Consider the following 26159-nt stretch of genomic DNA (forward strand, 5'->3'; position numbering starts at 1 on the left):
CAAAAAGACGGGACAGGGCAGCGGGCTTACCACTGCGCGGTGATCGAAAAGTGGGTGATGGCCGGGCGGTCCCAGCCTTGCGGCTGGTGCAGCGCGCGCTCGTGGGTCAGTTCGGCGGACAGATGGCCGCCCAGGCTCAGGCGCAAGCCGGCGGCCCAGCCGGACAGGCTGCGCTCGGGGCCGGTCTCCCCGACCGGGCGCGAGATCTGGCCGGCGTCCAGGCCCAGGTAGGGTTCCAACGCCAGCGCGCCGGCCGGCGGCAGCGGCCAGCTCAGTTCATTGCGCAGGTAGTAGCCGCTCTGCCCCACCAGCGAACTGGCATTGAAGCCGCGCACGGTGCCGCGGCCGCCGATGGCGAATTGCTCGCTGGACATCAGCAGGTCCGGACTGTACTGGCCGCGCAGCTCGCTGCTCCAGCGCAAGGTCTGGCCGCAGGCATGTAGCGGCAATTGCAGCGCCAGCCGCCCCTGGTAAAGCTGATGGCGCGGATTGGGGCCGCCTTGCGCCGCCTGGGCGTCAGACTGCGCGCCCCAGGCGCCGATGCCGCGCTGATAGCCGATGGAACCGTCCAGCACCGCCTCGCCCCAATACTGGCGGTGGCTGAGCTCCAGCCCGGCGATGGTCAGGTCGCGGCGCTGCTGCGCCACTTCGGCGTCCTCGATGAAGCTGCGCGACGCCTTGCGCGTCAGGCTCAGCTTGAGTTCGGTCTTGCCGCTCTGGTCGCGCCGCAACAGCCGCGACAGCGACAACTGGGTATTGCGGCTGTGGCCGCTGGAAATGAAATCCTGGTTCACGCCCTGCACCGTCTGGCGGTAGGCGAAGCCGCTGTAACTGGCCATGGCGGTCCAATCGCCCAGCGGCAGCAGCCAGGAGGCGGCGGTCGACTGGCTCAAGGGATGGCGCAGATGCTCGGCATCCTGAGTCCACGACAGCGCCAGCACATCGTTCAGGCCAGCGGCGCCGCCGATATTGAGGCTGGCAGTGCTTTGCAGCCGGCCGGTGGCGCGCTGGCCGGAGTCGTCCAGCGTCAGCGCGCCGGACAGCGGCCGGCCGCCTTGCCGCGCCACCACCACATCGCTCTCGCCCGGGGCCTCCGCCGGCACCATCTCCATGGTTGCCTGCTGGCCCGGCAACCGGCCCAGTTGCTCCAGCCCTTGCTCCAGGTCGCGCACATTGAGAATGTCGCCGGGGCCGGATGAAAACGCCGAGCGCAGGGCCAGATCGCTGCCGCCTTCCTTCAAGCGGATGGCGTGTATCCTGCCCGCCACCACCGCCAGCCGCAGCGTGCCGCCGCGCAGATTCTGCTCCGGCAGATAAACCCGGCTGGTGACGAAGCCGCGCGCCACCATCTCGTTGGTCAGCGCCGCCACCAGGCGATTCAGCTCGTCCAGGCCCATGCACTTACCCAGCCCGGCATCCAGCAGCGGCTGCAGCCAGCCCTGCCAGCCGGCTGGCGCGCCGTCCAGTTGCGCCTGGCCGATGGCAAAGCAAGCCGCCGTCGGCGCGGCGCCCGGAATGGCGGGCGCTGGCTTTGCGCCCGCGGACGAAGGCAGAAAGACATCCGGACGTTGCTGCAGCGATTGGCGTTGCTGTTCAAGTTGTTGCTGCTGCAGGCGCAGCAGCTGATCGGTTTGCTGGATCAAGGCAGGCGGCGCGGCGGCCTGGCAGATGGCGGACAGCAAAAAGCCGCCATGCGCGGCGGCCAGAGAACGGAGTTTCATCACAGGCGGCTTAATATCTTTATAAAAAACTTAACAATTAGCCGCTTATTTTACACTTGATTAACATGTTAAATGGATAAGTAAAAATACTTAACCATAAGACAAAGCCATGATATTCAACACATGTTTCCCCAGCCGCGCCGGCAATGAATCACCGCGAAGCGCCATCAAAAACGCAAAATCTGCTGCTGCGCGCCAATAGGGAAACCGTGCCGAAACGCTCTGACCTGCGCGCGCAGGTTTTGTCAAAAGCTTAGCCAAACGACAAGAATCCGGCCCGGATTTTGTAAATATGGCGCTAGCGAACTTTTACCGCCGCTCCAGGGTAAAAGGCTCTGTTCCGCGCTACGAAGCCACACCATCGTCATTCGTCATGGCAAATACAATCGCGCGCAGAGGCAGATGAAAGACAATGGCAATAATCCTTACCAAATCAATAGGAAGCTGTGTCGACTCAAGACTTGTCCTAGCCAATAAAATGAAATTTTCTCATAGCAGCCCTTAACTCCATCAATGCGGCAATGCAGCATTCACAGAAAATTCCAAAGGCATTTTATTTTTACCAGATATGAATTATCAAAAAAACAACACGAATCCGGATAGCAAGAAACGTAAACAAAATTTCATAATGCATAATTTCATCCGCTCAGGAGAATGCAACGGAATGTGACGCAGACAAGCCGTTGATATCAATAAAACTGCCAAATAGTATCAATCCGCCCGCCGCTCAATGCGGATGACATCCAAACAAACCATCCAGCTTGTTAATAAATGTTTCTTGACTGGGAACTTTTCATCGCGACACACTGCGCCTTCACTACGGCGGAATAAAAAAAGCACCGCCTTGGCAGCTGCCCGCGTGGCAAATCAAAAACAAAGGGTTTTAGAGAAATGAAGAAAGCTATCCTCGCCGCCGCCATCGCCGCGGCCGTTCCTGCGCTCGCGCAAGCCGATGTCACCCTGTACGGCTCGCTGCGCGCCGGGGTGTCCAGCACCAAGAACAGCACCAACAACTACACCAGCACCTTCGGCGTGGACGACTTCGGCAGCCGCATCGGCTTCAAAGGCAAGGAAGATCTGGGCAACGGCCTGAAAACCATCTGGCAGGTTGAGACCGGCCTGTCGCTGGACGGCACTTCCGGCTTTTCCAGCACCGACTCCGGCAAGCTGGCCAACCGCGAATCCTATGTCGGCGTGGAAGGCGGCTTCGGCAAGGTGCGCCTGGGCTACCTGACCGACGTGCTCGGCGACACAGAATCCACCGACAACCTGTACGGCCCCTTCCGCGACAATATGGGTACCGGCTTCCCGCTGTACGAAGCCACCGACGTGTTCGGCGCCTACGGCGACTCCCGCTTCAAGAACGGCGTCCGCTACGACTCCCCGGAACTATACGGCTTCAGCGGCACCGCCCAGTACGGCGCCGGCGAAAGCCAGGCCGCCGGCCAGATGAAACAGGGCGACAAGGTCGGCCTGCGCCTCGCTTACCAGAACAGTGGCTTCTTCGGCGCCTGGGCCTACGCCGGCGCGCTGAATACCAAGGGCGGCAGCAATAGCGCCACCAACCGTCTGGAAGGCGGCTACAACGCCAACAATCTGTACTTGGCTGCCAGCTACCAGTGGGTCACCCTGTATGGCAATGCCCACGCCCAGAAGAGCGATAACTCCGGCCCAGTCCTCGCCGGCATCGGCAACTTCCCGACCATCGCCACTGGCACCAACAAGCTGGAAAACACCACTTGGGCCATCAACGCCGCCTACGCTTTCGGCAACTTCAAGCCGTCGGTGGTCTACTCCAAGCGCGGCGACGCCAAGGTGGACGGCGTGCGCTACAGCCTGGGCGCCACTCAGTGGGCCGCCGCGCTGGACTACACCGTCAGCAAGCGCACCCTGCTGCAGGCCGGCTACGGCCAAGTGAAGGAAAACCGCGACGCGCAAACCATCAATGGCCACGCGCAGTCCACCTCCTCCACGGTATGGGCGATGATGAAGCACAACTTCTAAGCAGTCGTCCCCGGTTCCGGAATGTGCAAACAGCCACCCTCGCGGGTGGCTGTTTTGCTTGGCGGCGATAAAAAAGCCAGCCTGGCTGCAGGCTGGCTTTTCGACGCGTCCGCGGCTGGCTTACTCGAAGAAGTCGCGCAGCTTGTCCATGAACGATTTGGAGCGCGGATTGTGGGTGGCCACATCGCCCTGGCTGATGGCCTCGAACTCGCGCAGCAGCTCCTTCTGGCGCTCGGTCAGCTTCACCGGCGTTTCCACGATCACATGGCAATGCAGGTCGCCGAATTCGCTGCCGCGCACGGCCTTCACGCCCTTGCCGCGCAGGCGGTAGACGCGGCCGCTCTGCGTTTCCGCGGCGATCTTCACCTTGGCCATGCCGTCCAGCGTCGGGATTTCCACTTCGCCGCCCAAGGCCGCGGTGGAGAAGGAGATCGGCATCTCGCAGTGCAGGTCCATGCCATCGCGCTGGAACACCGCGTGCTGCTTGATGTGGGTGACCACGTACAGGTCGCCCGCCGGGCCGCCGTTCTGGCCGGGCTCGCCCTCGCCGCCCAGGCGGATGCGGTCGCCCTCGTCCACGCCGGCCGGAATCTTCACGTTCAGCGTCTTGGTGGTCTTCTTCTGGCCGGCGCCGTGGCAGCTGGTGCATGGATCGGAGATCTGCTTGCCGCTGCCGTGACAGGTCGGGCAGGTCTGCTGGATCGAGAAGAAGCCCTGGCTCATCCGCACCTGGCCGTGGCCACCGCAGGTGGAGCAGGTCTTGGGCTGGGTGCCCGGCTTGGCGCCGCTGCCGTTGCAGGTGGAGCAGGACTCGTGCGACGGAATGCGGATCTGCTTCTCGCAGCCGCGCGCCGCCTCTTCCAGCGTGATTTCCATGTTGTAGCGCAGATCGGCGCCGCGATAGACGTTGGAACGTCCGCCGCCGCCGCCGCGCTGGCCGCCGCCGAAGATGTCGCTGAAGATGTCGGCGAAATCGCCGAAGCCGCCGAAGCCCTGGCCGCCGCCGGCTCCCGCCTGCGGATCCACCCCGGCATGGCCGAACTGGTCGTAGGCGCTGCGTTTCTGGCTATCGGACAGGATCTCGTAGGCTTCCTTCACCTCCTTGAACTTGTCTTCGGCTTCCTTGCTGTCCGGATTGCGGTCCGGGTGGTACTTCATCGCCAGTTTGCGGTAGGCCTTCTTGATGTCATCGTCGGACGCATCGCGATTCACGCCCAGCACATCGTAGAAATCTTTTTTCGACATTGTCTATTCACTCTCCGGCCGGCCTTGCGGCCAGCCCTGTCGTCTTGATGCGGCAAAGGCACAGAGGCCGGTGGAGAGCCTCTCCCCCATTCCCTGTGCCTCGTTCAGCGAGATGCGACGATTACTTCTTGTCTTTCACTTCTTCGAACTCGGCGTCCACCACGTTGCCGTCGTCTTTCTTGTCGCCGGCGGCTTGCGCGCCTTCGGCGCCGCCTTCAGCCTGAGCGGCCTGGGCGTACATGATCTCGCCCAGCTTCTGGCTGGCCTTGGCCAATTCTTCGGCCTTGGCTTCGATGGCTTCCTTGTCGTCGCCCTTGACCACTTCCTCAGCCGCCTTGACGGCGTCTTCGATCTTGGCCTTTTCGTCGGCGCCGATCTTGTCGGCATGCTCGGACAGCGATTTCTTGATGCTGTGGATCAGGCCTTCGGCGTGGTTGCGCGCGGTCACCAGCTCGTGCAGCTTCTTGTCTTCCTCGGCGTTGGCTTCGGCATCCTTCACCATGCGCTCGATCTCGGCTTCGGACAGACCGCTCGACGCCTGGATGGTGATGTTGGCTTGCTTGCCGGAAGCCTTGTCCTTGGCGGACACGTGCAGGATGCCGTTGGCGTCGATGTTGAATTCCACTTCGATCTGCGGAATGCCGCGCGGCGCCGGCGGGATGTCGCCCAGATTGAACTGGCCCAGCGACTTGTTGGCCGCGGCCTTCTCGCGCTCGCCCTGCAGCACGTGGATGGTCACCGCGGTCTGGTTGTCGTCGGCGGTGGAGAAGGTTTGCGACGCCTTGGTCGGGATGGTGGTGTTCTTCTGGATCAGCTTGGTCATCACGCCGCCCAGGGTTTCGATGCCCAGCGACAGCGGGGTCACGTCCAGCAGCAGCACGTCCTTGCGATCGCCGGACAATACCGAGCCCTGGATCGCGGCGCCGACGGCCACGGCTTCGTCCGGGTTCACGTCCTTGCGCGGTTCCTTGCCGAAGAATTCCTTAACCGCGTCCTGCACTTTCGGCATGCGGGTCTGGCCGCCGACCAGGATCACGTCGGTGATGTCGGACAGCGACACGCCGGCGTCCTTCAGGGCCACGCGGCACGGTTCGATGGAGCGGGTGATCAGGTCGTCGACCAGGCTTTCGAACTTGGCGCGGGTGATCTTCATCGCCAGGTGCTTCGGACCGGTGGCATCCATGGTGATGTACGGCAGGTTCACCTCGGTCTGGGTGGCGCTGGACAGCTCGATCTTGGCCTTCTCAGCCGCTTCCTTCAGGCGTTGCAGCGCCATCACGTCCTGCTTCAGGTCGACGCCTTGTTCTTTCTTGAACTCGGTGACGATGTAGTCGATCAGGCGTTGGTCGAAGTCTTCGCCGCCCAGGAAGGTGTCGCCGTTGGTCGACAGCACTTCGAACTGGTGCTCGCCGTCCACGTCGGCGATTTCAATGATGGACACGTCGAAGGTGCCGCCGCCCAGGTCGTATACCGCGATCTTGCGATCGCCTTCCTGCTTGGCCAGGCCGAAGGCCAGCGCGGCCGCGGTCGGCTCGTTGATGATGCGCTTCACTTCCAGGCCGGCGATGCGGCCCGCGTCCTTGGTGGCCTGGCGCTGGCTGTCGTTGAAGTAGGCCGGCACGGTGATCACGGCTTCGGTCACCTCTTCGCCCAGGTAGTCTTCGGCGGCCTTCTTCATCTTGCGCAGCACTTCCGCGGAGATTTGCGGCGGAGCCAGATCCTGGTCGCGCACCTTCACCCAGGCGTCGCCGTTCTTCGCCTTCAGGATTTCGAAAGGCATCAGGTCGATGTCCTTCTGCACTTCCTTGTCTTCGAAGCGGCGGCCGATCAGGCGCTTGGCGGCGTAGATGGTGTTCTTCGGGTTGGTCACCGCCTGGCGCTTGGCCGGCGCGCCCACCAGGATTTCGCCGTCTTCTACGTAGGCGATGATGGACGGGGTGGTGCGGTTGCCTTCGGCGTTTTCGATGACTTTCGGGTTGCCGCCTTCTACCACTGCCACGCAGGAGTTGGTGGTGCCCAGGTCGATACCGATGATTTTACCCATGATGTATTCCTTTTCTCGATTCGTTCCGGCGCCGGCCGATCCGATAGCCAGCGCCTGTTGTCTCAATAAATATTGGCTATGCCGATCTTTTCAAGAGGTCGTCGGCAGCCTTTTTTATGCCTTGGCTTTCGAAACCACCACCATGGCCGGTCGCAGCACGCGGTCGGCCAGCAGGTAGCCCTTCTGCATCACGCGCACCACGGTGTTCGGCTCGGCGTCGGACTCTTCCGCGCTCATCGCCTGGTGCTGGTGCGGGTCCAGCTTGTCGCCGGCCTTGGGCGCGATGTCCTTGATCTGCGCCTTGTCGAAGGCGGACACCAGCTGTTTCAGCGTCAGGTCCACGCCCATCTTCAAGGTGTCGATCTGGCCGCTCTGGTCGAGCAGCGCCATTTCCAGGTAATCCTTGACCGTCACCAGCTCGGCGGCGAATTTGCCGATCGCATATTTATGCGCGGCGGCCACTTCTTCCTGCGCGCGGCGGCGCTGGTTGTCCAGTTCGGCGCGGGCGCGCAGCAGGGTGTCGTTCAGTTCGGCGATCTCGGCTTCCAGCCCGGCGATGTGCTGCTCCGGGGTCTGCTCCAGCTCGGTATGCGCGTCGCTGGCGGTTTCGGTCGCTTCGTTTTCCACGGCTTCGGCCGCCGGGTTCTGATTTTCTTGCATGACGTTTCCTTGGAATTGCACCGGCTAAATTTGATGTCCAGACCCAAGGTAGGGCCTTTTGCATCGATTTCAAGCCCTCGGCGGCGCCGGTCGGCAAAAAGACAAGAAACGAATATCCGCAAATTTCAACTGGCATTTTTTCGTATTGGCAACATTTCAACCAGATGAACGATTCGTTTAAGTGAATGAATTGTTAGCTTATGAAAACACACGATTTTTTCTCTGCTGCACCGCACACAAGCGATTTTTTTTGTGCTTATAATGGCCGCACACCAAGGAAAAAGCCGGCTCGGCATGGCGCGAACGCGCTGTTCAAGCCGGCGCGGAAAATCAGGCCCACACGGCCCGGTTTGACAAAAAAATCCGGAACACCGGATACGCCGACACGCTATTGAGGACGCCGGGCCCGCCTGGCGAGCAGAGAAACGCATCGAGAAGGGTTCTAACATGACGACTCGCGAACAACGCATTGCAGCCATCCAGAAAGACTGGGACGAAAATCCGCGCTGGAAGGGCATCAAACGCGGCTACACCGCCGCCGACGTCGAACGCCTGCGCGGCTCCCTGCAGGTTGAGCACAGCCTGGCCCGCCACGGCGCGGAAAAGCTGTGGAAGCTGGTGAACACCGAGCCCTACATCAACTGTCTGGGCGCCCTCACCGGCGGCCAGGCGATGCAGCAGGTGAAGGCCGGCGTCAAGGCCATCTACCTGTCGGGCTGGCAGGTGGCGGCGGACAACAACGAATACTCGGCGATGTATCCGGACCAATCGCTGTACCCGGTGGACTCGGTGCCCAAGGTAGTGGAGCGCATCAACAACACCTTCACCCGCGCCGATGAAATCCAGCATGCCAAGGGCCTGGACAAGGGCGACAAGGGCTATGTCGACTACTTCGCGCCCATCGTCGCCGACGCCGAAGCCGGCTTCGGCGGCGTGCTGAACGCCTATGAGCTGATGAAGTCGATGATCCGCGCCGGCGCCGCCGGCGTGCACTTCGAAGACCAGCTGGCCTCGGTGAAGAAATGCGGCCACATGGGCGGCAAGGTGCTGGTGCCGACTCAGGAGGCGGTCCAAAAGCTGATCGCCGCCCGCCTGGCCGCCGACGTCTACGGCGTGCCGACGCTGGTGATCGCCCGCACCGACGCCGAAGCGGCCGACCTGCTGACCAGCGACGTCGACCCCAACGACGAGCCCTTCCTCACCGGCGAGCGCACCGCCGAAGGCTTCTACAAGACCAAGAAAGGCCTGGAGCAAGCGATCAGCCGCGCGGTGGCCTATGCCGACTACGCCGACCTGGTATGGTGCGAAACCGGCACGCCGGACCTGGAGTTCGCGCGCAAGTTCGCCGAAGCGGTGCACGCCAAGCACCCAGGCAAGATGTTGGCCTACAACTGCTCGCCGTCGTTCAACTGGAAAAAGAACCTGGACGACGCCACCATCGCCAAATTCCAGCGCGAACTGGGCGCGATGGGCTACAAGTACCAGTTCATCACGCTGGCCGGCATCCACAGCATGTGGTTCAACATGTACGACCTGGCGCAGGACTACGTGGCGCGCGGCATGTCCGCTTACGTCGAAAAGGTGCAAGAGCCCGAATTCGCGGCGCGCGACCGCGGCTACAGCTTCGTGTCCCACCAACAGGAAGTGGGCACCGGCTATTTCGACGACGTCACCACCGTGATCCAGGGCGGCACCTCCAGCGTCACCGCGCTGACCGGCTCCACCGAGGAAGAACAATTCCACTAAAACCGTCACAAACAGCACACAAAAACCGGCGGAAACGCCGGTTTTTTATTGCGATAAAAATGATAAATTCATTAAATGTCGTTCACAGACCATTCAAAACAAATCAAATCGCAATGTCTGGAGATTTAGTGCAATGAAAAAAATACTGGCTGGCAGCCTAATCATCGCCAGCAGCCTGTGCTTCACCGGCTGCACGTCCATGCGCGTCATCGCCGACAATCAGCAAGCCCTGTCCAGCCTGGCCTCGCCGCAACAAAGCCAGCTGAAACCGGGCGACAAGATCAGCCTCAAGACCACCGACGGCAAAGAGTACACGCTGGTGCTGAGCGCCATCGACCAGCAAGGCCTGGAAGGCAAGCTCACTGATAGCGAGCAACTCACCCGGCTCGCCTGGCAAAATATCAGCGCGGTACAAAAAAACGAGATTGACGGTGTCAAGACCGCTGGCCTTATCTTGCTGCTGTCCGGCGCCACCTTCGCGATCGGCAAGGCTTTCCTGAGCATGTTCCCCGGCTAGCCGGCCGCCCCCCAACAATTGATCCCCAGGAAACATCGATGATCCCGACTACCCCTGATCTTTGCGATTCCTTTGCAGACGCCGTCCGCGTCCTGGAACCCATTTTCCAGTCATACGGCGGCCATGCCCGCTTCCATGGCCAGATCGTCACGCTGAAGCTGTTCGAGGACAACAGCCTGGTGCGGCAAACGCTGGGAGAAAACGGCCAGGGCAAGGTGCTGGTGGTGGATGGCGGCGGCTCGCGCCGCTGCGCGCTGCTGGGGGATCAATTGGGCGAGCTGGCGGTGCGAAACGGCTGGGCCGGGCTGGTGATAGACGGCTGCGTGCGCGACAGCGCGGCGCTTGGCCAACTGCCGCTGGGGGTCAAGGCGCTGGCCGCGCATCCGCGCAAATCGGTGAAGCTGGGCGGCGGCCAGAGGGATTTGCCGGTGCGCATCGCCGGCTGTGAACTCGCGCCGGGCCAATGGCTGTACGCCGACGAGGACGGCGTGATCGTGGCGGAGCGCCAACTGGCCTAGCCGCCGCCGCGCTGATGCACCGGCAGCGCGCCCTGGGCGTTGGCGGTGCCCCACTCCAGCCTCTGCTCCCACCAGGTGTGGTGCTCCGGCACCAGCACTTCGGGGTTGTCCAGCGAAGCGGCGGTGATGTCGATTTCCTCGGGATCGGATTCGTGGAAGTAGGTCAGCGTGGAGCCGCAGTGCGGGCAGAAGCCGCGCGACACCGCGGCGGAGGAGTGATACTGCACCGGCTTTTCGCCGCGCCATTCCAATTCATGCACCCGCATGGTGAACCAGGTGACGAAAGCCGCCCCGCTGGCGCGCCGGCAGCTGCGGCAATGGCAGTGGGTGATGTGGAAAGGCGTGCCGCGCAGCCGGTAGCGCACCGCTCCGCACAGGCAACCGCCGGTCAGGCCAATGGTCATGACGGCTCTCCCAAGGATTGGGGCGCGCATCCGGGCGGCTTCCTGCGCCTGCCGCCGGGCGCCGCTACGCCCCTGCTCTCTTCACTATGCCTGAGCTATGCTGCATGTGCAAAAAAACTGTCACGCCCCGTGCTGGCGGGCAGCGGGACCGTCGCGTTCTATACTGGCGGAATGGGTATTTTCCCGCGGCGGATACTAGACATGCGCGCTCTTTGGCTTTTTCCCGCCTGGCTATGCCTGTCCGCGCCATGCCAGGCGCAAGCGCTCGACCGCTCGCCGCTGCGCATTTGCGACGATGCCGACGAATGGCCGCCCTACACCTACTATGTCCGCAAAAACCAGCAGCAGACCCGCGAACTGACCGGCTATTCGGTGGATGTCATCACCCGCATCCTGGACAAGCAGCGCATCCCGTTCCGGATAGACCTGTTGCCATGGAAGCGCTGTTTGTCCGCGATCGACAACGACGAGCAATACCTGATGGCCTTGAGCGCCAGCAAGAATCCGGAACGGGAGAAGCAGTTCCTGTTCTCCCTTCCCTATTACCAGACGCACTACTATGTGTTTTATTCGAGAGCCAAGTATCCGGACGGGGTAAACGTCGCCGGCCAGGCCGACCTTGGCCGCTACCGGCTGGGCGGCGTCAAGGGCTACGCCTATTCCGCGCTGACCGCGGTCGACAAAAACGCCATGCTGCGCGCCGCCGACTATCCGACGCTCGCCAGGATGCTGCAGGCCGACCGTTTCGACCTGTTCGCCGAAGACTATGAAGTGCTGGCCGGCCTGGACCGGCTGGGCGTCACCCACATCGTCGACAACCCGGCCATCGGCCGGATGCCGCTGCCCGGCATGCCGGGCAACGCCTTCCACATGATCTTCAGCCGCAAGAATCCCAGGGGCGCCCAGCTGCAACAGCTGGTCGACCGGGAATTGCGGCAGATGCAGGCTTCCGGCGAGCTGGAGCAGTTGCTGCGGCGCTACGTGCCGCGCTGAGCAGCGCCCGCCTCAAAACAAAGCCGATTCGAAATCGTGGATGGCGTGGGCCGCCAGGTTGAACAGCTCGGATGCCTTGGCCGGGTCCTTCTTCAAACCCAGATCGCCGCCCTCGTAAGCCATCGCCAGCGTCTGCAAAGCGGCGGGCATCTCCAGCCTGGCCGCTTGTTCGTACCAGCCGCGCGCGCGCGGCAAGTCCACCGCCACGCCCAGCCCTTCCTGATAGGCGATGCCCAGCTGGAACATCGCTTCGGCGCTGCCCCGCTCCGCCGCCAGTTCGAACCAGCGCCTGGCCGCCGCCGCGTCGCCGCCATCCTTGGCGCGCAGGCCCAGCATGCAGGCGGCGTCGGCTTGCCGGCGTCGCGCCGCCAGCGCCAGCCAGCGGTCGGACTGGCCGGCGTCGGCGGCCACGCCCAAGCCCTTGGCGTAGATCCGCGCCAGGCGGAACGCCGACAGCGCGTCGCCGCGCTCGGCCGCCGCCTGGTACCAGGGCCGCGCCTTGCGCCAGCCCGCCATGCCGCCGTCGCTGGCCAGCGCCTCGGCCAACGCGCGCTGGGCGTCGGCGTCGTCGTTCCTGGCCCAATCCTCCAGTTGCCGCCAGGCCGCCGCGTCGTTGGCGAACTGCGCGTGCTGGCGGGCGTCGTCCAGCTGGGCCTGGCTGGGCTTGGCGGCGCAGCCGGCGAGAATGGACACCGCCGCGATGGCGGCGATCCATGACATATTATGGGATTTCATCGCTGACAACCGGCGGCGGACGCCGCCGGCTCTGCTCCTCCGTGGCGCAGCCGCGTTCACTTGCTCAGATCGACCAGGTAGGTCCAGGTGCCATCGCCGTTGTCCGCCCCCTGGCTCACGCCATTGATGCCGGCGAGGCTGGCCGCCGCCAACTGGTTGGCGATGCTCTTGAAATTGACCTTGGCGTTGATCTTGACGAAGCTCCACGGCCGACTGCTGCCGTACTGGGCCCGGCCCAGGTCGCCATTGGCCTTGATGTAGGCGATCAACACGTCGCGGTTGGCGTCGGGGGCCTGGATGATGGTTTTGGTGCCATCTATGCCGGGGAAGTTGCCGCCGCCGCTGGCGCGGTAATTGTTGGTGGCCACGATGAACTGCTGGGACGGATCGATGGGCTGGCCGTCATACGTCAGGTTGACGATGCGGCTGCCCACCGGCTGGCTGACGTCGATCTGGTACTGCACTCCGTACATCACGTCGAAATTGAACACCTGGAAGGCGGAGTTGATCAGCTCCTGCGGCGCCGACGACGTCGGGTCCACGCTGTTGAACATCTGCGCGGCGCGCTCCAGCCAGTTCTTGACATCCGCGCCGCTCACCTTCACCGCCTGCACCGTGTTGGGATAGAGGTAGAGGTCGGCGGCGTTGTTGATGGCGATCGGCCCCTGCGCCACGTCGGTGTAGTCGCTGGCGCCATTTCGGCCGGCCTTGAACGGCGCCGATACCGACAGCACCGGCAGCGACGCGTACTGCGGCAGGTTGGCCTGCACGTATTTCTTCACGTAGTCCTGCTGCGCCATATTGACGATCTGGATCGCGCTGACATCTCCCAGCAAGGCGAAGTAGGTGTTCATGCGAAAATCGGTGCTGCCTATCGGCGTCTTCACGTAATTGATCGTGGCCTGATGCTCGCCCGCCACCAGTTGCGCAACGCGCGGGTCGGCCGCCACATAGCTGCCGTCGGCGTTCTTGATCGAACGCGTCTCCACCGCCGACTGGCCGGTTTGCACCACCCACTTGCCGCCGCTGTATTTCAGCGTCAGCCGGATCACGCCCAGGCGGTTGCCCCAATTGCCGGCCATCACCGTCGGCACGCCGTTGACGAAGCCCTTGTTGTTGTCCACGCCCTGCATAGCGTTGAACTGCGAGCCGGCCGCGCCCGGGTTGGGGAAGATATCGTGCGAGTGGCCTATCATCAGCGCGTCTATGCCGGTCTTGGTCAGGTGCCAGCTGCCGTTTTCCATCGCCGGGCTGTAGCTGGACGGATCCAGCCCGCCGTGCGACAGCGCCACCACCAGGTCGGCGCCGGCCTGGCGCATCTGCGGCACATAGGTGTTGGCGGTTTCCACCACGCCGTTGGTGTAGACCTGGCCGTTCAGGTTTTTCTTGTCCCAATCCATGATGGTGGGCGGCGTGAAGCCGATCACGCCGATATTCACCGGCACCTGCACGCTGCTGCCGTCCGGCGCGGTGCCGGCGAAAGTGCGCTTGAGCAGGGCATAAGGCTGGAAAATGGGCTTTTTATCCGCCAGATTGGCCACATTGGCCAATACCTGCGGATAAGCCGGCGCGCCGCAGGCGGATGGCCGCGCGATATTGGCCAGGCGGAAATCGGTATTGGTGACCTGCGACAGGAAAGGCAGGCCGAAATTGAATTCGTGATTGCCTATGGTGCCGGCATCGTATTTCAGGTAATTCATCACCTTGTGCACGGCGAGCGTATCCGCGCATTTCACCGGATTCACCGCCGCCTGGTAATCGCCCAGCGCGGTGCCCTGGATCAAATCGCCGTCATCCAGCAGCAGATTGTTCGGATACTGGCTGCGCGCCTGCTGAATCAGCGTGGCTGCCCGCTCCAAACCAAACGACGGATTGGCCGCCAGTTTGTAATAGTCGTAGCTGAGGACGTTTTGGTGGATATCGGTGGTTTCCAGCAGCGCCACGCTGACCGTGGTCCCCTCTGCCGGCCTGCCCGACGGCGCGCTGCCGCTGGAACAGCCCGCCAGCAGCAGGACTGCCCATCCTGCCGCCGCGATATTATGCTTGCTCATCACATGCCTTTCTTGTCTTACCGGGTCTGAATCGCCCAGCCGGCATTCTATTGGCTTAAGCGTCGGCATTCTGCCTTTGCAGATGATTTATTTATTTCAATGCGAAGAAAAACGGTTGAAAAACATCGCCAGAATGATCCAAGCGCCGGATTGCCGAACAATAGGCAAAGCAAAACAAGAAAAATCGGCCAAGAACAGAAAATTCGGATGCATTCATTTCAACGGGGGAAATCAGGCCGGCCATTTGAATCAGCGCTGTTTGGAAAATAAAAAACCGCCTGCTGATTCAGCAGGCGGCTGGATTCCGGATAAACGATGCTCAGGCCGGCTGGGTCGGCGTGGCGCCCTTGACTTCGGTCAGGCGGTTGTCGCCGTCGACAAACACCAGCTTGGGCGAGTGGTTCTTCAGCTCCGCGTCTTCGTATTGGGCGAACGAGGCGATGATCAGCAAATCGCCCGGCGCGGCGCGGCGCGCGGCCGAGCCGTTGACCGAAATCACGCCGGAGCCGCGCTCGGCCTTGATCGCGTAAGTGGCGAAGCGCTCGCCGTTGGTGACGTTCCAGATCTGCACTTCTTCGTATTCGAGAATGTCCGCCGCTTCCAGCAGGTTCTCGTCGATGGCGCAGGATCCAATGTAATGCAGCTCGGCGTGCGTGGTGGTCACGCGGTGGAGCTTGGACTTGAGCATATTGCGTTGCATGACAGCTTCCTTGTCGTTCCGGCTTAGCGGAACACTTCGATATTGTCGATCAGGCGGGTGCGGCCGAGGCGCGCGGCAGCCAGCACCACCAGGCGCTTTTCGCCGGCGTGAGCGATTTCCAGCGTGTCCGCCTGGCGCACTTCCACGTAGTCCACCACCCAGCCGGCGGCGGACAGGTCGTCGCGCGCGGACTGTTCCAGCGCCGCGTAATCCTGGCTGCCGGCCAGCAGGCCGTCGCGGATCGCGGTCAGGTTGCGGTACAGGCGCGGCGCCTCGGCGCGCTCCTCCGCGCTCAGGTAGCCATTGCGCGAGGACAGCGCCAGGCCGTCGGCGGCGCGGCCGGTGTCCACCGGCAGGATTTCAATCGGCGAGTTGAGGTCTTCGACCATCGCCTTGATCACATGCAGCTGCTGGAAGTCCTTCTTGCCGAAGCAGGCCAGGTCCGGCTGCACGATGTTGAACAGCTTGGTCACCACCGTGGCCACGCCGCGGAAGTGGCCGGGGCGGAAGGCGCCGCACAGCTCGTCCTGGATGCGCGGCGGCTCCACGTTGAAGTCCTGCTTGACGCGCGGATACAGCTCGCCTTCGGTCGGGAAGAACAGCGCGTCGACGCCGGCTGCGCGCAGCTTGTCGCAGTCCGCCTCGAAGGTGCGCGGGTAGGCGTCGAAGTCTTCGCCCTGGCCGAACTGCAACCGGTTGACGAAGATGCTGACCACCACTTTGTCCGCCTGGCCGCGGGCGGCTTGCACCAGCGCCAGGTGGCCTTCATGCAGATTGCCCATGGTGGGCACGAAGGCCAGCTTGCCGGCCTGTTTCCGCCAGGCGCGCATGTCCGCCACGGTACGGATGATTTCCATCGCTTGTTCTCTCCCGGGCTTAGTAGGTGTGTTCCGCGGTCGGGAAGGTCTGTTCCTTCACCGCCTTGACATAGGCTTCGACAGCACCCTGGATGCTGTCGGCCTCTTCCATGAAGTTCTTGACGAACTTCGCCTTCTTGCCCGGGTACACGCCCAGCATGTCATGCAGCACCAACACCTGGCCGGAAGTATCGACGCCGGCGCCTATGCCTATGGTCGGCGCGGAAATGGCTGCGGTGATTTCCTTGGCCAGCGCCGCCGGCACGCATTCCATCACGATCAGGCTGGCGCCGGCGTCGGACAGCGCCTTGGCGTCGTTGACGATGCGCTGCGCGTCATCGCCGCGGCCTTGCACGCGGTAGCCGCCGAAAGCGTTGACGAACTGCGGGGTCAGGCCGATGTGCGAGCACACCGGAATGCCGCGCTCCACCAGGAAGCGGGTGGTCTCGGCCATGTAGGCGCCGCCTTCCAGCTTCACCATGTGCGCGCCGGCCTGCAGCAGGCGGGCGGCGTGGGCGAAGGCTTGCTGCGGGCTTTCCTGGTAGGCGCCGAAAGTCATGTCGCCCAGGATCAGCGCGTTCTTGCTGCCGCGCGCCACGCAGCGGATGTGGTAGAGCATGTCCGCCTCGCTGACCGGCAGCGTGGAATCCACCCCCTGCATCACCGGGCCCAGCGAGTCGCCGACCAGCAGAATCTCGACCCCCGCCTCGTCCAGCAGGCTGGCGAAACTGGCGTCGTAACAGGTCAGCATGGTGATCTTCTGGCCTTCCGCGGCCAGCTTGTGCAGGGTATTGACGGTTATTTTCATTTCTCGACTTCCTCGTGTTCCATCTGCGGCGCCCAGGGGGACGATGCAACCGGTCCCCGGTCAGACGCTCTTGTTGAAATAACTGCGCTGGCCGCGCATTTCGGCAATGCAGCGGATCAGTAGATCGAAATCTTCGTCGCCGTCCACCAGGTTCAGATGATCGGTGTTGACGATCAACAGCGGCGACGACTCGTACTGGTGGAAAAACTCGCTATAACCGGCTTGCACGCGCTTCAGATAGCCTTCGGGGAAGTTTACCTCGTACTCCACCGCCCGCGCGGCCACCCTTTGCAGCAAAGTGTCTTCGGACGCCTGCAGATAAATCACCAGGTCCGGCACCGGGTATTCCGGCAAGGCCTGGCGCGCCAGGCGCTGGTACAGCGCCAGCTCGTGCTCGTCCAGGTTCAGCCGCGCGAACAGCGCGTCCTTTTCGAACAGGAAGTCCGACACCAGCGGCGCCGCCATCAGATCGCCCTGCAGCATCTCGCGCGCCATGTCGGCGCGCTGCATCAGGAAGCTCAGCTGGGTGGACAAGGCATGGGCCGGCATATTGCGATAGAAGCGCGGCAGGAAGGGATTGGCCGCCGGGTCTTCCGCCTTCAGCTGCACGCCCCAGTACTGCGCCAGCCGGGCCGCCAGCGAGGATTTCCCCGAGCCTATCGGCCCCTCCACCACCACGTAGCGCAATTGGCTCATATTATTCCTGTTGTTGTCGGGTTCCACGGCTTTCGTCCAGCCGCTCCACGCCGGACGCGTCCAGCGCGGCCGCCAGCGCGGCCACGTCGCCGACGCCCGGCAGCATGCCGGCCGGGGCGATTTCGGCCAGAGGCACCATCACGAAGGCGCGTTCGCGCATGCGCGGGTGCGGCAGGGTCAGCCGCGGCTCGCTCATTATGACGCCATCGTAATGCAGAAGGTCAAGATCCAAGACCCGAGGCGCGTTGCGGAAGCTGCGCTCGCGGCCGAAGCGCTGTTCGATCTCGAAAAGCCTATCCAGCAGCGCCAGCGGCGGCAAATCGGTGTCGAGCAGGGCCACCGCGTTGATGAAATCGGGCTGGTCGGCGTAACCGACCGGCGCGGTGCGGTACAGCGAGGAATGGCGCAGTAGCGTGGCGCCGGCCAAATGGCCAAGGGCCGCGAGCGCGGCCCCGACCTGTTGCGCCGGCTGCTCCAGGTTGCTGCCCAGAGCCACGTAGGCCAGCGTCACTCGGCGCTCTCCCCGCCTCCGGACTCGTCGCGGCGGCGGCTGTTGCTGCGGCGGCGGCGGCGTTTCTTGGCCGGCTCGGCGTCGCCGCCCTGCTCCTTGGCCTCGGCGATCAGGCGCTCGCACTCGTCGGCGTCGGCGCGCTGGAAGCGCTCCCACCAGCTCACCAGTTGCGCCGGCACTTCGCCGGCTTCGCTGCGCAGCGCCAGGAAATCGTAGGCGGCGCGGAAGCGCGGCTGCTCCAGGAAGCGGTACGGCCGGCCGCCGCTGCGGCTGTCGAAGCGCGCCTGCAGCGTCCAGATTTCGCGCATGGTCACGCTGAAACGGCGCGGGATGGCGAAATCGTTGTCCTGTTCGGACTCCACGTCGGAAATGGCGGACAACAGCGCCGGCAGGCTCTTCTCGCCAGCGGCGAGGCGCTGCTGCCAGCCCTGGTTCACCTGGCGCCACAGCAGGGTGGCCAGCAAGAAACCGACCGAAATCGGCTTGTCGGCGCGCAGGCGGGCGTCGGTGCTTTCCAGGCTGAGGCGCAGGAAGGCGTCGTCGTTGTTGCCCTTGTCGTCCATCACCGCGTCCAGCAGCGGGAACACGCCGCGGGCCAGGCCCTCGTCGCGCAGCTTCTTCAGGCAGGCGTAGGCCTGGCCGGACATCAGCAGCTTCAGCATTTCGTCGAACAGGCGCGCCGCCGGCTCTTTCTTCAGCAGATGGGCGTGGGCGCGAATCGGCTTCCTGGTGTCCTCGTCGATCTCGAAGCCCAGCTTGGCCGCCAAGCGCACCGCGCGCAGCATGCGCACCGGGTCTTCCTGATAGCGGCGCGCCGGCTGGCCTATCATCACCAGTTTCTTGGCGTGCAGGTCCTTGACGCCGTTGTGGTAGTCGATGACGGTTTCGTCGGACGGGTCGTAGAACAACGCGTTGACGGTGAAGTCGCGGCGGTGCGCGTCCTCTTCCTGGCTGCCGAAACTGTTGTCGGCCATGATGCGGCCGGTTTCATTGGTGTCGTCCACATTGCCGCCGCGGAAGGTGGTCACCTCTATGGTTTCCGGACCCATCATCACGTGGACGATGCGGAAGCGGCGGCCGATGATGCGGGAGCGGCGGAACAGATGGTGCACCTGCTCCGGCGTGGCGTTGGTGGCCACGTCGAAATCCTTGGGCGACACGCCCAGCATCAGGTCGCGCACCGCGCCGCCCACCACGTAGGCGGCATAGCCGGCCTCCTGCAGCCGGGAGGTGACGCGCAGCGCCGCCTGGCTCAGCTGGTCGCGGCGCACGCCGTGTTGCGGCAACGGGAAGACGCGGGGCTTGTTGCGGCGTTTGCTCATGCCGGCCGGCAGGTCCAGTACTTTTCGGATTAGCTTGCGGATCATGTGGAAGATTGTGACTTGGAATGCTGGATTCGCAAGATTAGGGATTCAAGGCCGCGATTATAGCCCGATTCTTTACGGAAAATACACATCCCCGCCCTCCCGCGCCGCAACTTGTTTCAATCAAGACTGTCGCCCGCCGCGTCCGGGCCAAGCAGATAGCCATCCAGGCATTGCCGCAGATGCGCGCGCAGCGCCACCACCGCCGGCGACAGCATCAGCCGGTGCGGCGTCACCAGGAACAGCGGGGTCTGCTCCGTATCATAGCCGTCCAGCAGCGGCAACAGACGGCCGGCGCGCAGATCGGCCAGCACGTCCAGCCGCGACTTGTAGGCGATGCCGCGTCCGGCCAGCGCCCAGCGGCGCACGATTTCGCCGTCGTCGCTCTGCCAGCGCCCGGCCACCGTCACCGTCTGCCGCTCGCCGCCCTGCGCGAAGCTCCAGCGCTCGTGCACCGCCGCGCCCAGGATGAAGCGCAGGCATTCGCGCCCGCGCAGCTCCTGCGGCGCGGCGGGCGCGCCGTGCCGCGCCAGGTAGTCCGGCGACGCGCACAGCACCCGGCGGTTGTCCGGCGCCAGCGGCAAGGCCACCAGCGCCGAATCCTCCGGCACGCCGTAGCGCAACGCCACGTCCACCGGCTGGCGGTAGAGATCGGCCACCCGGTCGCTGATCTGCAGCTGCAGCCCCAGGCCCGGATGCCGCAGCAGAAAATCGTCCAGCCAGGGCCGCAGCAGATTGCGCCCCAGGTCAGACGGCATCGATAGCGACAGGCTGCCGGACAGCGCCTGCCTATCCTGCGCCAGCGCCACGCTCCCCGCCCGCAGCGCGTCCAGCGCCGCGCGCGCGTGTTCGAGATAGCGCTCCCCCGCCAGCGTCAGCCTCAGGCTGCGGGTGGAGCGCGCCAGCAATTGCGCGCCCACCGCCTGCTCCAGCCGCTTCAGCGCCGCGCTGGCCACCGCCGGACTCAGATCCAGCTGCCGCGCCGCCGCCGACAGGCTGCCGTTGTCCGCGGCGCGGATGAAAACCTGCAAATCATCGGTCCTGACCATTTTTATCAATATTTTTTTGAAACTGATTCGAATTCTAGCTGGATTTAATGGAAATAAAACAGGAATACCATGCAAACCATCACTTGGAGCCGCCATCCCGGCGGTCCCTCAGCCAAGCAAAGGAAACGCGATGAAAGCCGTCGCCTACTATCAGAATCTGCCCATCTCCCATCCGGAAGCGCTGCAAGACGTGCAATTGCCCGAGCCCGTCGTCGGCAAGCATGACCTGCTGGTCGAAGTGAAGGCCATTTCGGTCAACCCGGTGGATGTCAAAGTCCGCGCCAATATGGCGCCGGAAGCCGGCGAGGCCTGCGTGCTGGGCTGGGACGCCGCCGGCGTGGTGAAGGCCGTCGGCAGCCAGGTCAGCCTGTTCCGGCCGGGCGACCGCGTCTGGTACGCCGGCGCGCTGCAGCGGCCCGGCGCCAACAGCGAACTGCACGCGGTGGACGAGCGCATCGTCGGCCGCATGCCGGACAGCCTGGATTTCGAAACCGCCGCCGCGTTGCCCCTGACCGCCATCACCGCCTGGGAGCTGCTGTTCGACCGTCTGCAAGTGCTGGCCAACCAACAGCCGTCCGGCAAGAAGCTGCTGGTGGTCGGCGCCGCCGGCGGCGTCGGCTCCATCCTGGTCCAGCTGGCGCGCCGGCTCACCGGCCTCACCGTGATCGGCACCGCCTCGCGCCCGGAAACCCAGGCCTGGGTGGCGGAGCTGGGCGCGCATCATGTGATAGACCACCGCCAACCGCTGAGCCGGGAGCTCAAACGCATCGGCATCGATCAGGTCGATTACGTGGCCAGCCTGAACCAGACCGACCAGCACTTCGGCGAAATCGTCGAAGCGCTGGCGCCTCAGGGCAAGCTCGCGCTGATCGACGACCCGGCTGCGCTGGACATCTCCCAGCTCAAACGCAAGAGCCTGTCGCTGCACTGGGAGTTCATGTACACCCGCTCGATGTTCGCCACCGACGACCAGATCGAGCAGCACAAGCTGCTGACCGAGCTGGCGCGGCTGGTGGACGCCGGCATCGTCAAGAGCACCGTCGCCGAGCGCTTCGGCGCCATCAACGCCGACAACCTGAAGCGCGCCCACGCGCTGCTGGAAAGCCATACCGCCAAGGGCAAGATCGTGCTGTCCGGCTTCTGAACCCCATCGCCGAAAAGGAAAATGCGAAATGATCGTTGAAATCGTCCGTCTGCGCGTCAAGCCGGGCCTATCGCAAGCCTTCGAAACCGCCTGGGCCGAGGCATCCGCCCGCTACCTGCGCCGCCAGCCCGGCTACCAGGCGCACAAGCTGGGCCGCCAGTTGGAAACCGAGCGCGACTACCTGCTGGCAGTGCAGTGGGACAGCCTGGACGCGCACCGCGCCTTCATGGACCATGCCGACTTCCAGCCCTTCGCCCAAAGCTTCTGGCACTTCTTCGACGGCGAGCCGGACCTGATCCACTTCCAGCCCAACCCCGCGCTATGAGCCCGGCCGCCGACCCGCAGATGACAGCCTTCCTGGCGCGCGCCCGCGCCGCCGGCACGCTGGACATCGCCGCCGAAACGCTGGCGCAGGCGCGGGCGACGGCGGAGGGCCTGCGCCGCTGGCAAGCGCCGCCGGGCTGGATCCGCTGCGCGACGACGGCCTGGATTACGCCGCGGCGCTGCGCGCGGCCGGCGTCGATACCAGCTGCATCCTGTTGTCCGGCCTGACCCACGCCGGCCTGCACCTGAGCGGCGTCGTCGCGCAGGCGCGCCGCCTGACCGATCTGGGCGGCGAAGCCCTGCGCCGGGCGCTGGCGGCCGCCCCTCCCCCCAACGCCACGGAGACGACATGAACCGCCCCCACCTCACCCTGATCACGATAGACCTGTCCTTCCACCACGCCAGCGCCGCGGTGGTGGCCGCCCTGCTGGAAGCGCATGGCGTGGCCGTCAGCGAATGGCGCGTCCCGCACGAACGCGCGTTCGAGCTGCTGCGCAACGGCGAAGGCGATCTGCTGTGCAGCGCCTGGCTGCCAGGCAGCCATGGCGCCTATCTCGCGCCGCTGGAAGACGAAGTGGAAAAGCTGGCTGTGCTCTACACCCCGTACGCGTTGTGGGGCGTGCCCGACTACGTGCCTCAGGAGCAGGTTTCCAGCCTGGCCGACCTGGAAAAGCCGGAAGTGGCCGCCCGCATGCAAAAAACGATACAGGGCATCAACCCCGGCGCCGGCATCAGCCGCTTTTCGCTGGAAATCATCGAGCGCTACCGGCTGGACGAAGCCGGCTATCACTTCCGCCACGGCAGCCTGGACGACTGCGCCACCGCCTTCGAGCGGGCGGTGGCGAACCAGGACTGGGCGGTGGTGCCGCTTTGGCAGCCGCAGTTCCTGCACTGGCGGCACAGCATCCGGGAATTGGCCGACCCCGAAAAGCTGCTGCGCGGCAAGGACGAGGCGACGCTGCTGATCCGCAAGTCCGCGCTGGCGCGCCTGCCGCCGGCCGCAGTCGAGGCGCTGCGCGCGCTGACGCTGGGCAACCCGTCGGTGGTTTGCCTAGACCACCAGATTTCGCGCCAGGGCATGGATCCGCTCCAGGCGGCGCGGCACTGGCTGCAAACCGCCCGCGCGGCCGCCTCCGCCATCAAAGCAACATAGCGGCCGGCCATTCATCAACTCAGTAGACATATGGACGAAATCCATAGAGCATACAGGCTTCAGCCCCATGCCACGGCCATGCGCACCGGCGCAGGGGAAGAGATCAGGAAAGCCGCCGGCCTTTGCCGGCGGGCGGCGTTCCGCAAATCCAGGAGCACGCTGTGTATTCCAAATCGAGTCCAAGCGGCGGCGGACAGCCTGGCGGCATTGCGCGCCGGCTGCCGCCACATCATCTGAAACATGGCGCCGCGGCGCTGGCCGTCGCCATCGCGCTGGCCGGCTGCGCGGTCGGTCCCGACTTCAAGCCGCCCGTCCTGCCATCGGCGGCCAACGGCCCTTATACCGAAGCCCCGCTGCCCGCCAGCACCGTCTCCGCTCGCGGCGAGCATGTCGGCCCCGCCGGCGCCAGCCAGCGGCTGGCCAATGGCCAGGATCTGCCGGAGCAATGGTGGACGCTGTTCCGCTCCGACTCGCTCGATCAACTGATCCGCGCCGCGCTGGAGCACAACCCGACGCTGGACGCGGCCCAGGCCTCGCTGGCGCTGGCGCGCGAAAACTACAACGCCGCCGCCGGCACCGCCTATTACCCGGCAGTCAACGCCCAGCTGGGCGGCGGCCGCCAGCGCGCCATCCTGACCGGCACCAGCCCCAGCGAGTTCAACGTCTACAACGCCACCGTCAACGTGTCCTACACGCTGGATCTGTTCGGCGGCGAGCGCCGCCAGCTGGAAAGCCTGATGGCGGCCACTGACTACCAGCGCTTCCAGACCGAAGCCGCCTACCAGACCCTGATCGCCAACGTGGTGACCACCGCGGTGCAGGAAGCCTCGCTGCGCGGCCAGCTGGAAGCCACGCGCGAGCTGCTGAAGGCGCAGGAAGAGCAACTGCGCATCGTCGACAAGCAAGTCGCGCTGGGCGCGCAGCCGCGCGCGGCCGCGCTGACCCAGGGCACGCTGGTGGCGCAGACCCGCGCCCTGCTGCCGCCGCTGGACAAGGCGCTAGCGCAAACCCGCCACCAGCTGGCGGTGTTCGTCGGCCGCTTCCCCGGCGAAGGCGGCCTGCCGGAATTCCACCTCGACTCCTTGCGGCTGCCGGCCGAGCTGCCGGTATCGCTGCCGTCCGACCTGGCGAAGCAAAGGCCGGACATCCGCGCCAGCGAGGCGCTGCTGCACCAGGCCAGCGCCAATGTCGGCGTGGCCACCGCCAACCAGTATCCGCAAATCACCCTCAGCGGCAATTACGGCACCCAGCACACCGTGCTGCCAGGCATGGACTTGGGCAACACGCTGTGGGGCCTCTCCGCCGGCCTGACCCAGCCGCTGTTCAACGGCGGCGCGCTCAGCGCCAAGCGCCGCGGCGCCGAAGCTGCCTACCGCCAGGCGGAGGCCCAGTACCGCTCCACCGTGCTGAAGGCCTTCCAGAACGTGGCCGATAGCCTGCGCGCGGTGGATGCCGACGCGCTGGCGCTGAAAGCCCAGGCCGACGCCGAAACCCAGGCGCGCGAATCGCTGCAGGTGCACACCCGCCAGTACCAGCTGGGCGGCATCAGCTACCTGTCGCTGCTGGACGCGCAGCGCAGCTACCAGCAGGCGCGGATCGGCCTGATCCAGGCCCAGGCCGCCCGCTACAGCGACACCGCGGCGCTGTTCCTGGCGTTGGGCGGCGGCTGGTGGCGCCACCCCGCCGCCGACGCCCAGGGGGCCGGGGGCTGAGCGGCGGACAAGCACGCATCGCGCAGGCCGGCGCAACCGCGGCGGCCTGCGCCAACACAATCCGAATTGCCATATAGAGAAAACGAATCATGACCAAGCGAATGTTGATCATGCTGGGCTGCGTAGTGCTGCTGGTAGCGGCGCTGGGCGTGGGCTTTTTCCTCCACATCCAGAAACTGATCGCCAGCTCGCCCAAGCCCGGGCCGCAAACGGTGTCCACCACCATCGCCAAAACGCAAGAGTGGCAGCCGCAATTGGGCTCGGTGGGCACCCTCACCGCCGTCCACGGCGTGGACATCAGCAGCGAAGTGGCCGGCCAAGTGCGCGAGATCGCCTTCAAGTCCGGACAGGACGTCAGGGCCGGCGAGGTGCTGGTGCAGCTGAACGCCGACGCTGACGTCGCGCAGCTGCGCTCGCTGCAGGCGGCGGCCGAGCTGTCCGCCACCACGCTGAAGCGCGACCGCGCCCAACTGGCGGTGCAGGGCGTCAGCCAGGCCCAGGTGGACGCCGACGAAGCCGATTTGAAGAGCAAGAAGGCCTTGGTGGCGCAACAGGCGGCGCTGGTGGCGAAAAAGACCATCCGCGCGCCGTTCGCCGGCCGGCTGGGCATCACCACCGTGAACCCGGGCCAGTTCCTCAACCCCGGCGACAAGATCGTCACCCTGCAGACCATAGACCCGGTCTATGTCGACTTCAACCTGCCGCAACGCCAGATCGGCCAGGTGCGGATCGGCCAGAGCGTGTCGCTGAAGAGCGACGCCTTCGGCAACGAGCTGTTCCACGGCAAGATCAACGCCATCAGCCCCAAGATCGACCCGGCCACCCGCAACGTGCAGGTGGAGGCCACCATCGCCAACCCCAAGCGCAAGCTGCTGCCGGGCATGTTCGCCAACACCACCATAGACGTGGGCAGCAAGCAGAAGCACCTGACGCTGCCGCAGACCGCCATCACCTACAACCCGTACGGTTCGACGGTGTTCATCATTAAAGCTGGCAAGAACGGCCCCGAGGCGCAGCAGGCCTTCGTCACCACCGGCGACACCCGCGGCGACCAGGTGGCCATCCTCTCCGGCCTGAAGGAAGGCCAGGAAGTGGTGACCAGCGGCCAGCTGAAACTGAAGACCGGCACGCCGATCGCCGTCAACAATTCGGTGCAGCCGGCCGATAGCCCGAACCCGACGCCGCAAGAACACTGAGGCCGCG

General features: G+C 64.6%; 26 protein-coding genes. 12 read left to right on the top strand and 14 right to left on the bottom strand.

The features are described 5' to 3' along the window. Positions 1–26 precede the first annotated feature (26 nt). The gene (locus U6115_RS16650; RefSeq protein ID WP_043573914.1) at positions 27–1721 is read right to left on the bottom strand and encodes a ShlB/FhaC/HecB family hemolysin secretion/activation protein; all 1695 of its coding nucleotides are present in this window, start codon (positions 1719–1721) and stop codon (positions 27–29) included. A gap of 891 nt (positions 1722–2612) precedes the next feature. Between U6115_RS16650 and U6115_RS16655 the strand changes: the two genes are divergently transcribed. After that, a complete protein-coding gene (locus U6115_RS16655) occupies positions 2613–3725 on the top strand; it encodes a porin (RefSeq protein WP_052257992.1) in 1113 nt (370 codons plus the stop codon). A 120-nt stretch (positions 3726–3845) separates the two neighbouring features. Here the strand turns inward: U6115_RS16655 and dnaJ are convergent, their stop codons facing one another. The 3 genes from dnaJ to grpE all read right to left on the bottom strand — a co-directional run bounded on the left by dnaJ (position 3846) and on the right by grpE (position 7674). Next, positions 3846–4970 carry a molecular chaperone DnaJ gene (gene dnaJ, locus U6115_RS16660; protein ID WP_043573916.1) on the bottom strand — a complete coding sequence of 375 codons (1125 nt, stop codon included), beginning with the start codon at positions 4968–4970 and terminating at the stop codon, positions 3846–3848. A 121-nt stretch (positions 4971–5091) separates the two neighbouring features. Continuing rightward, the gene (gene dnaK / locus U6115_RS16665; RefSeq protein ID WP_043573918.1) at positions 5092–7014 is read right to left on the bottom strand and encodes a molecular chaperone DnaK; all 1923 of its coding nucleotides are present in this window, start codon (positions 7012–7014) and stop codon (positions 5092–5094) included. Positions 7015–7128: 114 nt separating this feature from the next. Continuing rightward, positions 7129–7674, bottom strand: a complete 546-nt coding sequence (grpE, locus tag U6115_RS16670) for a nucleotide exchange factor GrpE (RefSeq protein ID WP_043573920.1) — start codon at positions 7672–7674, stop codon at positions 7129–7131. 447 nt (positions 7675–8121) lie between these two features. On the opposite strand from grpE, the gene aceA reads away from it, so the two are divergent. The 3 genes from aceA to rraA all read left to right on the top strand — a co-directional run bounded on the left by aceA (position 8122) and on the right by rraA (position 10455). Next, positions 8122–9420, top strand: coding sequence for an isocitrate lyase (gene aceA / locus U6115_RS16675; RefSeq protein ID WP_043573922.1), 1299 nt, complete (start codon positions 8122–8124; stop codon positions 9418–9420). Between the two features lie 133 nt (positions 9421–9553). Beyond that, positions 9554–9937 carry a hypothetical protein gene (locus U6115_RS16680; RefSeq protein ID WP_043573924.1) on the top strand — a complete coding sequence of 128 codons (384 nt, stop codon included), beginning with the start codon at positions 9554–9556 and terminating at the stop codon, positions 9935–9937. A gap of 38 nt (positions 9938–9975) precedes the next feature. After that, positions 9976–10455, top strand: coding sequence for a ribonuclease E activity regulator RraA (gene rraA, locus U6115_RS16685; protein WP_043573926.1), 480 nt, complete (start codon positions 9976–9978; stop codon positions 10453–10455). On the opposite strand, the gene U6115_RS16690 is transcribed toward rraA, so the two are convergent. After that, complete coding sequence (locus tag U6115_RS16690) at positions 10452–10859, bottom strand: GFA family protein (RefSeq protein WP_043573929.1); 408 nt, start codon at positions 10857–10859, stop codon at positions 10452–10454. The two genes, rraA and U6115_RS16690, sit on opposite strands and share 4 nt — an antisense overlap. A gap of 201 nt (positions 10860–11060) precedes the next feature. On the opposite strand from U6115_RS16690, the gene U6115_RS16695 reads away from it, so the two are divergent. After that, positions 11061–11852 (top strand): substrate-binding periplasmic protein, encoded by a 792-nt coding sequence (locus U6115_RS16695; RefSeq protein WP_043573931.1) that lies wholly within the window; start codon positions 11061–11063, stop codon positions 11850–11852. 12 nt (positions 11853–11864) lie between these two features. Here the strand turns inward: U6115_RS16695 and U6115_RS16700 are convergent, their stop codons facing one another. The 9 genes from U6115_RS16700 to U6115_RS16740 all read right to left on the bottom strand — a co-directional run bounded on the left by U6115_RS16700 (position 11865) and on the right by U6115_RS16740 (position 20605). Further along, positions 11865–12572, bottom strand: coding sequence for a tetratricopeptide repeat protein (locus U6115_RS16700; protein ID WP_052257993.1), 708 nt, complete (start codon positions 12570–12572; stop codon positions 11865–11867). Positions 12573–12643: 71 nt separating this feature from the next. Continuing rightward, positions 12644–14638 carry a bifunctional 2',3'-cyclic-nucleotide 2'-phosphodiesterase/3'-nucleotidase gene (locus U6115_RS16705; protein ID WP_043573934.1) on the bottom strand — a complete coding sequence of 665 codons (1995 nt, stop codon included), beginning with the start codon at positions 14636–14638 and terminating at the stop codon, positions 12644–12646. 319 nt (positions 14639–14957) lie between these two features. Continuing rightward, a complete protein-coding gene (gene panD / locus U6115_RS16710) occupies positions 14958–15338 on the bottom strand; it encodes an aspartate 1-decarboxylase (protein ID WP_043573938.1) in 381 nt (126 codons plus the stop codon). Positions 15339–15361: 23 nt separating this feature from the next. Further along, positions 15362–16195, bottom strand: a complete 834-nt coding sequence (panC, locus tag U6115_RS16715; RefSeq protein ID WP_043573942.1) for a pantoate--beta-alanine ligase — start codon at positions 16193–16195, stop codon at positions 15362–15364. A gap of 19 nt (positions 16196–16214) precedes the next feature. Next, complete coding sequence (gene panB / locus U6115_RS16720) at positions 16215–17003, bottom strand: 3-methyl-2-oxobutanoate hydroxymethyltransferase (RefSeq protein ID WP_043573944.1); 789 nt, start codon at positions 17001–17003, stop codon at positions 16215–16217. Positions 17004–17063: 60 nt separating this feature from the next. Further along, positions 17064–17699, bottom strand: coding sequence for a deoxynucleoside kinase (locus U6115_RS16725; protein ID WP_043573946.1), 636 nt, complete (start codon positions 17697–17699; stop codon positions 17064–17066). A 1-nt stretch (position 17700) separates the two neighbouring features. After that, entirely contained in the window at positions 17701–18210 is a 510-nt protein-coding gene (folK, locus tag U6115_RS16730; protein ID WP_043573948.1) for a 2-amino-4-hydroxy-6-hydroxymethyldihydropteridine diphosphokinase, read from the bottom strand. Beyond that, positions 18207–19577 (bottom strand): polynucleotide adenylyltransferase PcnB, encoded by a 1371-nt coding sequence (gene pcnB, locus U6115_RS16735; protein WP_043573951.1) that lies wholly within the window; start codon positions 19575–19577, stop codon positions 18207–18209. The genes folK and pcnB overlap by 4 nt, the downstream gene beginning before the upstream one ends. Before the next feature lie 116 nt (positions 19578–19693). Continuing rightward, positions 19694–20605 (bottom strand): LysR family transcriptional regulator, encoded by a 912-nt coding sequence (locus U6115_RS16740; protein WP_236686500.1) that lies wholly within the window; start codon positions 20603–20605, stop codon positions 19694–19696. 148 nt (positions 20606–20753) lie between these two features. Between U6115_RS16740 and U6115_RS16745 the strand changes: the two genes are divergently transcribed. From U6115_RS16745 to U6115_RS16770, 7 genes are all read left to right on the top strand, one after another. Next, on the top strand, positions 20754–21767 hold the full coding sequence (locus tag U6115_RS16745; RefSeq protein ID WP_043573953.1) for a zinc-binding alcohol dehydrogenase family protein: 1014 nt from the start codon (positions 20754–20756) through the stop codon (positions 21765–21767). 28 nt (positions 21768–21795) lie between these two features. Beyond that, positions 21796–22092 carry an antibiotic biosynthesis monooxygenase family protein gene (locus U6115_RS16750; protein WP_043573955.1) on the top strand — a complete coding sequence of 99 codons (297 nt, stop codon included), beginning with the start codon at positions 21796–21798 and terminating at the stop codon, positions 22090–22092. A 20-nt stretch (positions 22093–22112) separates the two neighbouring features. Next, a complete protein-coding gene (locus tag U6115_RS16755; RefSeq protein WP_269082742.1) occupies positions 22113–22319 on the top strand; it encodes a hypothetical protein in 207 nt (68 codons plus the stop codon). Beyond that, complete coding sequence (locus U6115_RS22825; RefSeq protein WP_366241011.1) at positions 22253–22444, top strand: hypothetical protein; 192 nt, start codon at positions 22253–22255, stop codon at positions 22442–22444. Before U6115_RS16755 ends, U6115_RS22825 begins: the two co-directional genes overlap by 67 nt. Continuing rightward, entirely contained in the window at positions 22441–23244 is an 804-nt protein-coding gene (locus U6115_RS16760) for a glycine betaine ABC transporter substrate-binding protein (protein ID WP_043573959.1), read from the top strand. Before U6115_RS22825 ends, U6115_RS16760 begins: the two co-directional genes overlap by 4 nt. A 161-nt stretch (positions 23245–23405) precedes the next feature. Beyond that, positions 23406–24956 carry an efflux transporter outer membrane subunit gene (locus tag U6115_RS16765; protein ID WP_052258004.1) on the top strand — a complete coding sequence of 517 codons (1551 nt, stop codon included), beginning with the start codon at positions 23406–23408 and terminating at the stop codon, positions 24954–24956. A gap of 89 nt (positions 24957–25045) precedes the next feature. Continuing rightward, entirely contained in the window at positions 25046–26152 is a 1107-nt protein-coding gene (locus U6115_RS16770; RefSeq protein WP_043573961.1) for an efflux RND transporter periplasmic adaptor subunit, read from the top strand. Positions 26153–26159 lie beyond the last annotated feature (7 nt).

The organism is Chromobacterium subtsugae (genome assembly GCF_035919665.1).
GTDB lineage: Bacteria > Pseudomonadota > Gammaproteobacteria > Burkholderiales > Chromobacteriaceae > Chromobacterium > Chromobacterium subtsugae.

What these genes read in the sequence shown, in the direction of transcription:
- U6115_RS16695 (WP_043573931.1), top strand. Translation starts at nt 11,061, where the DNA reads ATGCGCGCTCTTTGGCTTTTTCCCGCCTGGCTATGCCTGTCCGCGCCA.
- U6115_RS16755 (WP_269082742.1), top strand. Translation starts at nt 22,113, where the DNA reads ATGACAGCCTTCCTGGCGCGCGCCCGCGCCGCCGGCACGCTGGACATC.
- U6115_RS16650 (WP_043573914.1), bottom strand. Translation starts at nt 1,721, where the DNA reads ATGAAACTCCGTTCTCTGGCCGCCGCGCATGGCGGCTTTTTGCTGTCC.
- U6115_RS16750 (WP_043573955.1), top strand. Translation starts at nt 21,796, where the DNA reads ATGATCGTTGAAATCGTCCGTCTGCGCGTCAAGCCGGGCCTATCGCAA.
- U6115_RS16655 (WP_052257992.1), top strand. Translation starts at nt 2,613, where the DNA reads ATGAAGAAAGCTATCCTCGCCGCCGCCATCGCCGCGGCCGTTCCTGCG.
- panD (WP_043573938.1), bottom strand. Translation starts at nt 15,338, where the DNA reads ATGCAACGCAATATGCTCAAGTCCAAGCTCCACCGCGTGACCACCACG.
- U6115_RS16700 (WP_052257993.1), bottom strand. Translation starts at nt 12,572, where the DNA reads ATGTCATGGATCGCCGCCATCGCGGCGGTGTCCATTCTCGCCGGCTGC.
- grpE (WP_043573920.1), bottom strand. Translation starts at nt 7,674, where the DNA reads ATGCAAGAAAATCAGAACCCGGCGGCCGAAGCCGTGGAAAACGAAGCG.
- aceA (WP_043573922.1), top strand. Translation starts at nt 8,122, where the DNA reads ATGACGACTCGCGAACAACGCATTGCAGCCATCCAGAAAGACTGGGAC.
- U6115_RS16725 (WP_043573946.1), bottom strand. Translation starts at nt 17,699, where the DNA reads ATGAGCCAATTGCGCTACGTGGTGGTGGAGGGGCCGATAGGCTCGGGG.
- U6115_RS16690 (WP_043573929.1), bottom strand. Translation starts at nt 10,859, where the DNA reads ATGACCATTGGCCTGACCGGCGGTTGCCTGTGCGGAGCGGTGCGCTAC.
- U6115_RS16705 (WP_043573934.1), bottom strand. Translation starts at nt 14,638, where the DNA reads ATGAGCAAGCATAATATCGCGGCGGCAGGATGGGCAGTCCTGCTGCTG.
- panB (WP_043573944.1), bottom strand. Translation starts at nt 17,003, where the DNA reads ATGAAAATAACCGTCAATACCCTGCACAAGCTGGCCGCGGAAGGCCAG.
- U6115_RS16745 (WP_043573953.1), top strand. Translation starts at nt 20,754, where the DNA reads ATGAAAGCCGTCGCCTACTATCAGAATCTGCCCATCTCCCATCCGGAA.
- dnaJ (WP_043573916.1), bottom strand. Translation starts at nt 4,970, where the DNA reads ATGTCGAAAAAAGATTTCTACGATGTGCTGGGCGTGAATCGCGATGCG.
- dnaK (WP_043573918.1), bottom strand. Translation starts at nt 7,014, where the DNA reads ATGGGTAAAATCATCGGTATCGACCTGGGCACCACCAACTCCTGCGTG.
- panC (WP_043573942.1), bottom strand. Translation starts at nt 16,195, where the DNA reads ATGGAAATCATCCGTACCGTGGCGGACATGCGCGCCTGGCGGAAACAG.
- U6115_RS16770 (WP_043573961.1), top strand. Translation starts at nt 25,046, where the DNA reads ATGACCAAGCGAATGTTGATCATGCTGGGCTGCGTAGTGCTGCTGGTA.
- U6115_RS16680 (WP_043573924.1), top strand. Translation starts at nt 9,554, where the DNA reads ATGAAAAAAATACTGGCTGGCAGCCTAATCATCGCCAGCAGCCTGTGC.
- rraA (WP_043573926.1), top strand. Translation starts at nt 9,976, where the DNA reads ATGATCCCGACTACCCCTGATCTTTGCGATTCCTTTGCAGACGCCGTC.
- U6115_RS16760 (WP_043573959.1), top strand. Translation starts at nt 22,441, where the DNA reads ATGAACCGCCCCCACCTCACCCTGATCACGATAGACCTGTCCTTCCAC.
- pcnB (WP_043573951.1), bottom strand. Translation starts at nt 19,577, where the DNA reads ATGATCCGCAAGCTAATCCGAAAAGTACTGGACCTGCCGGCCGGCATG.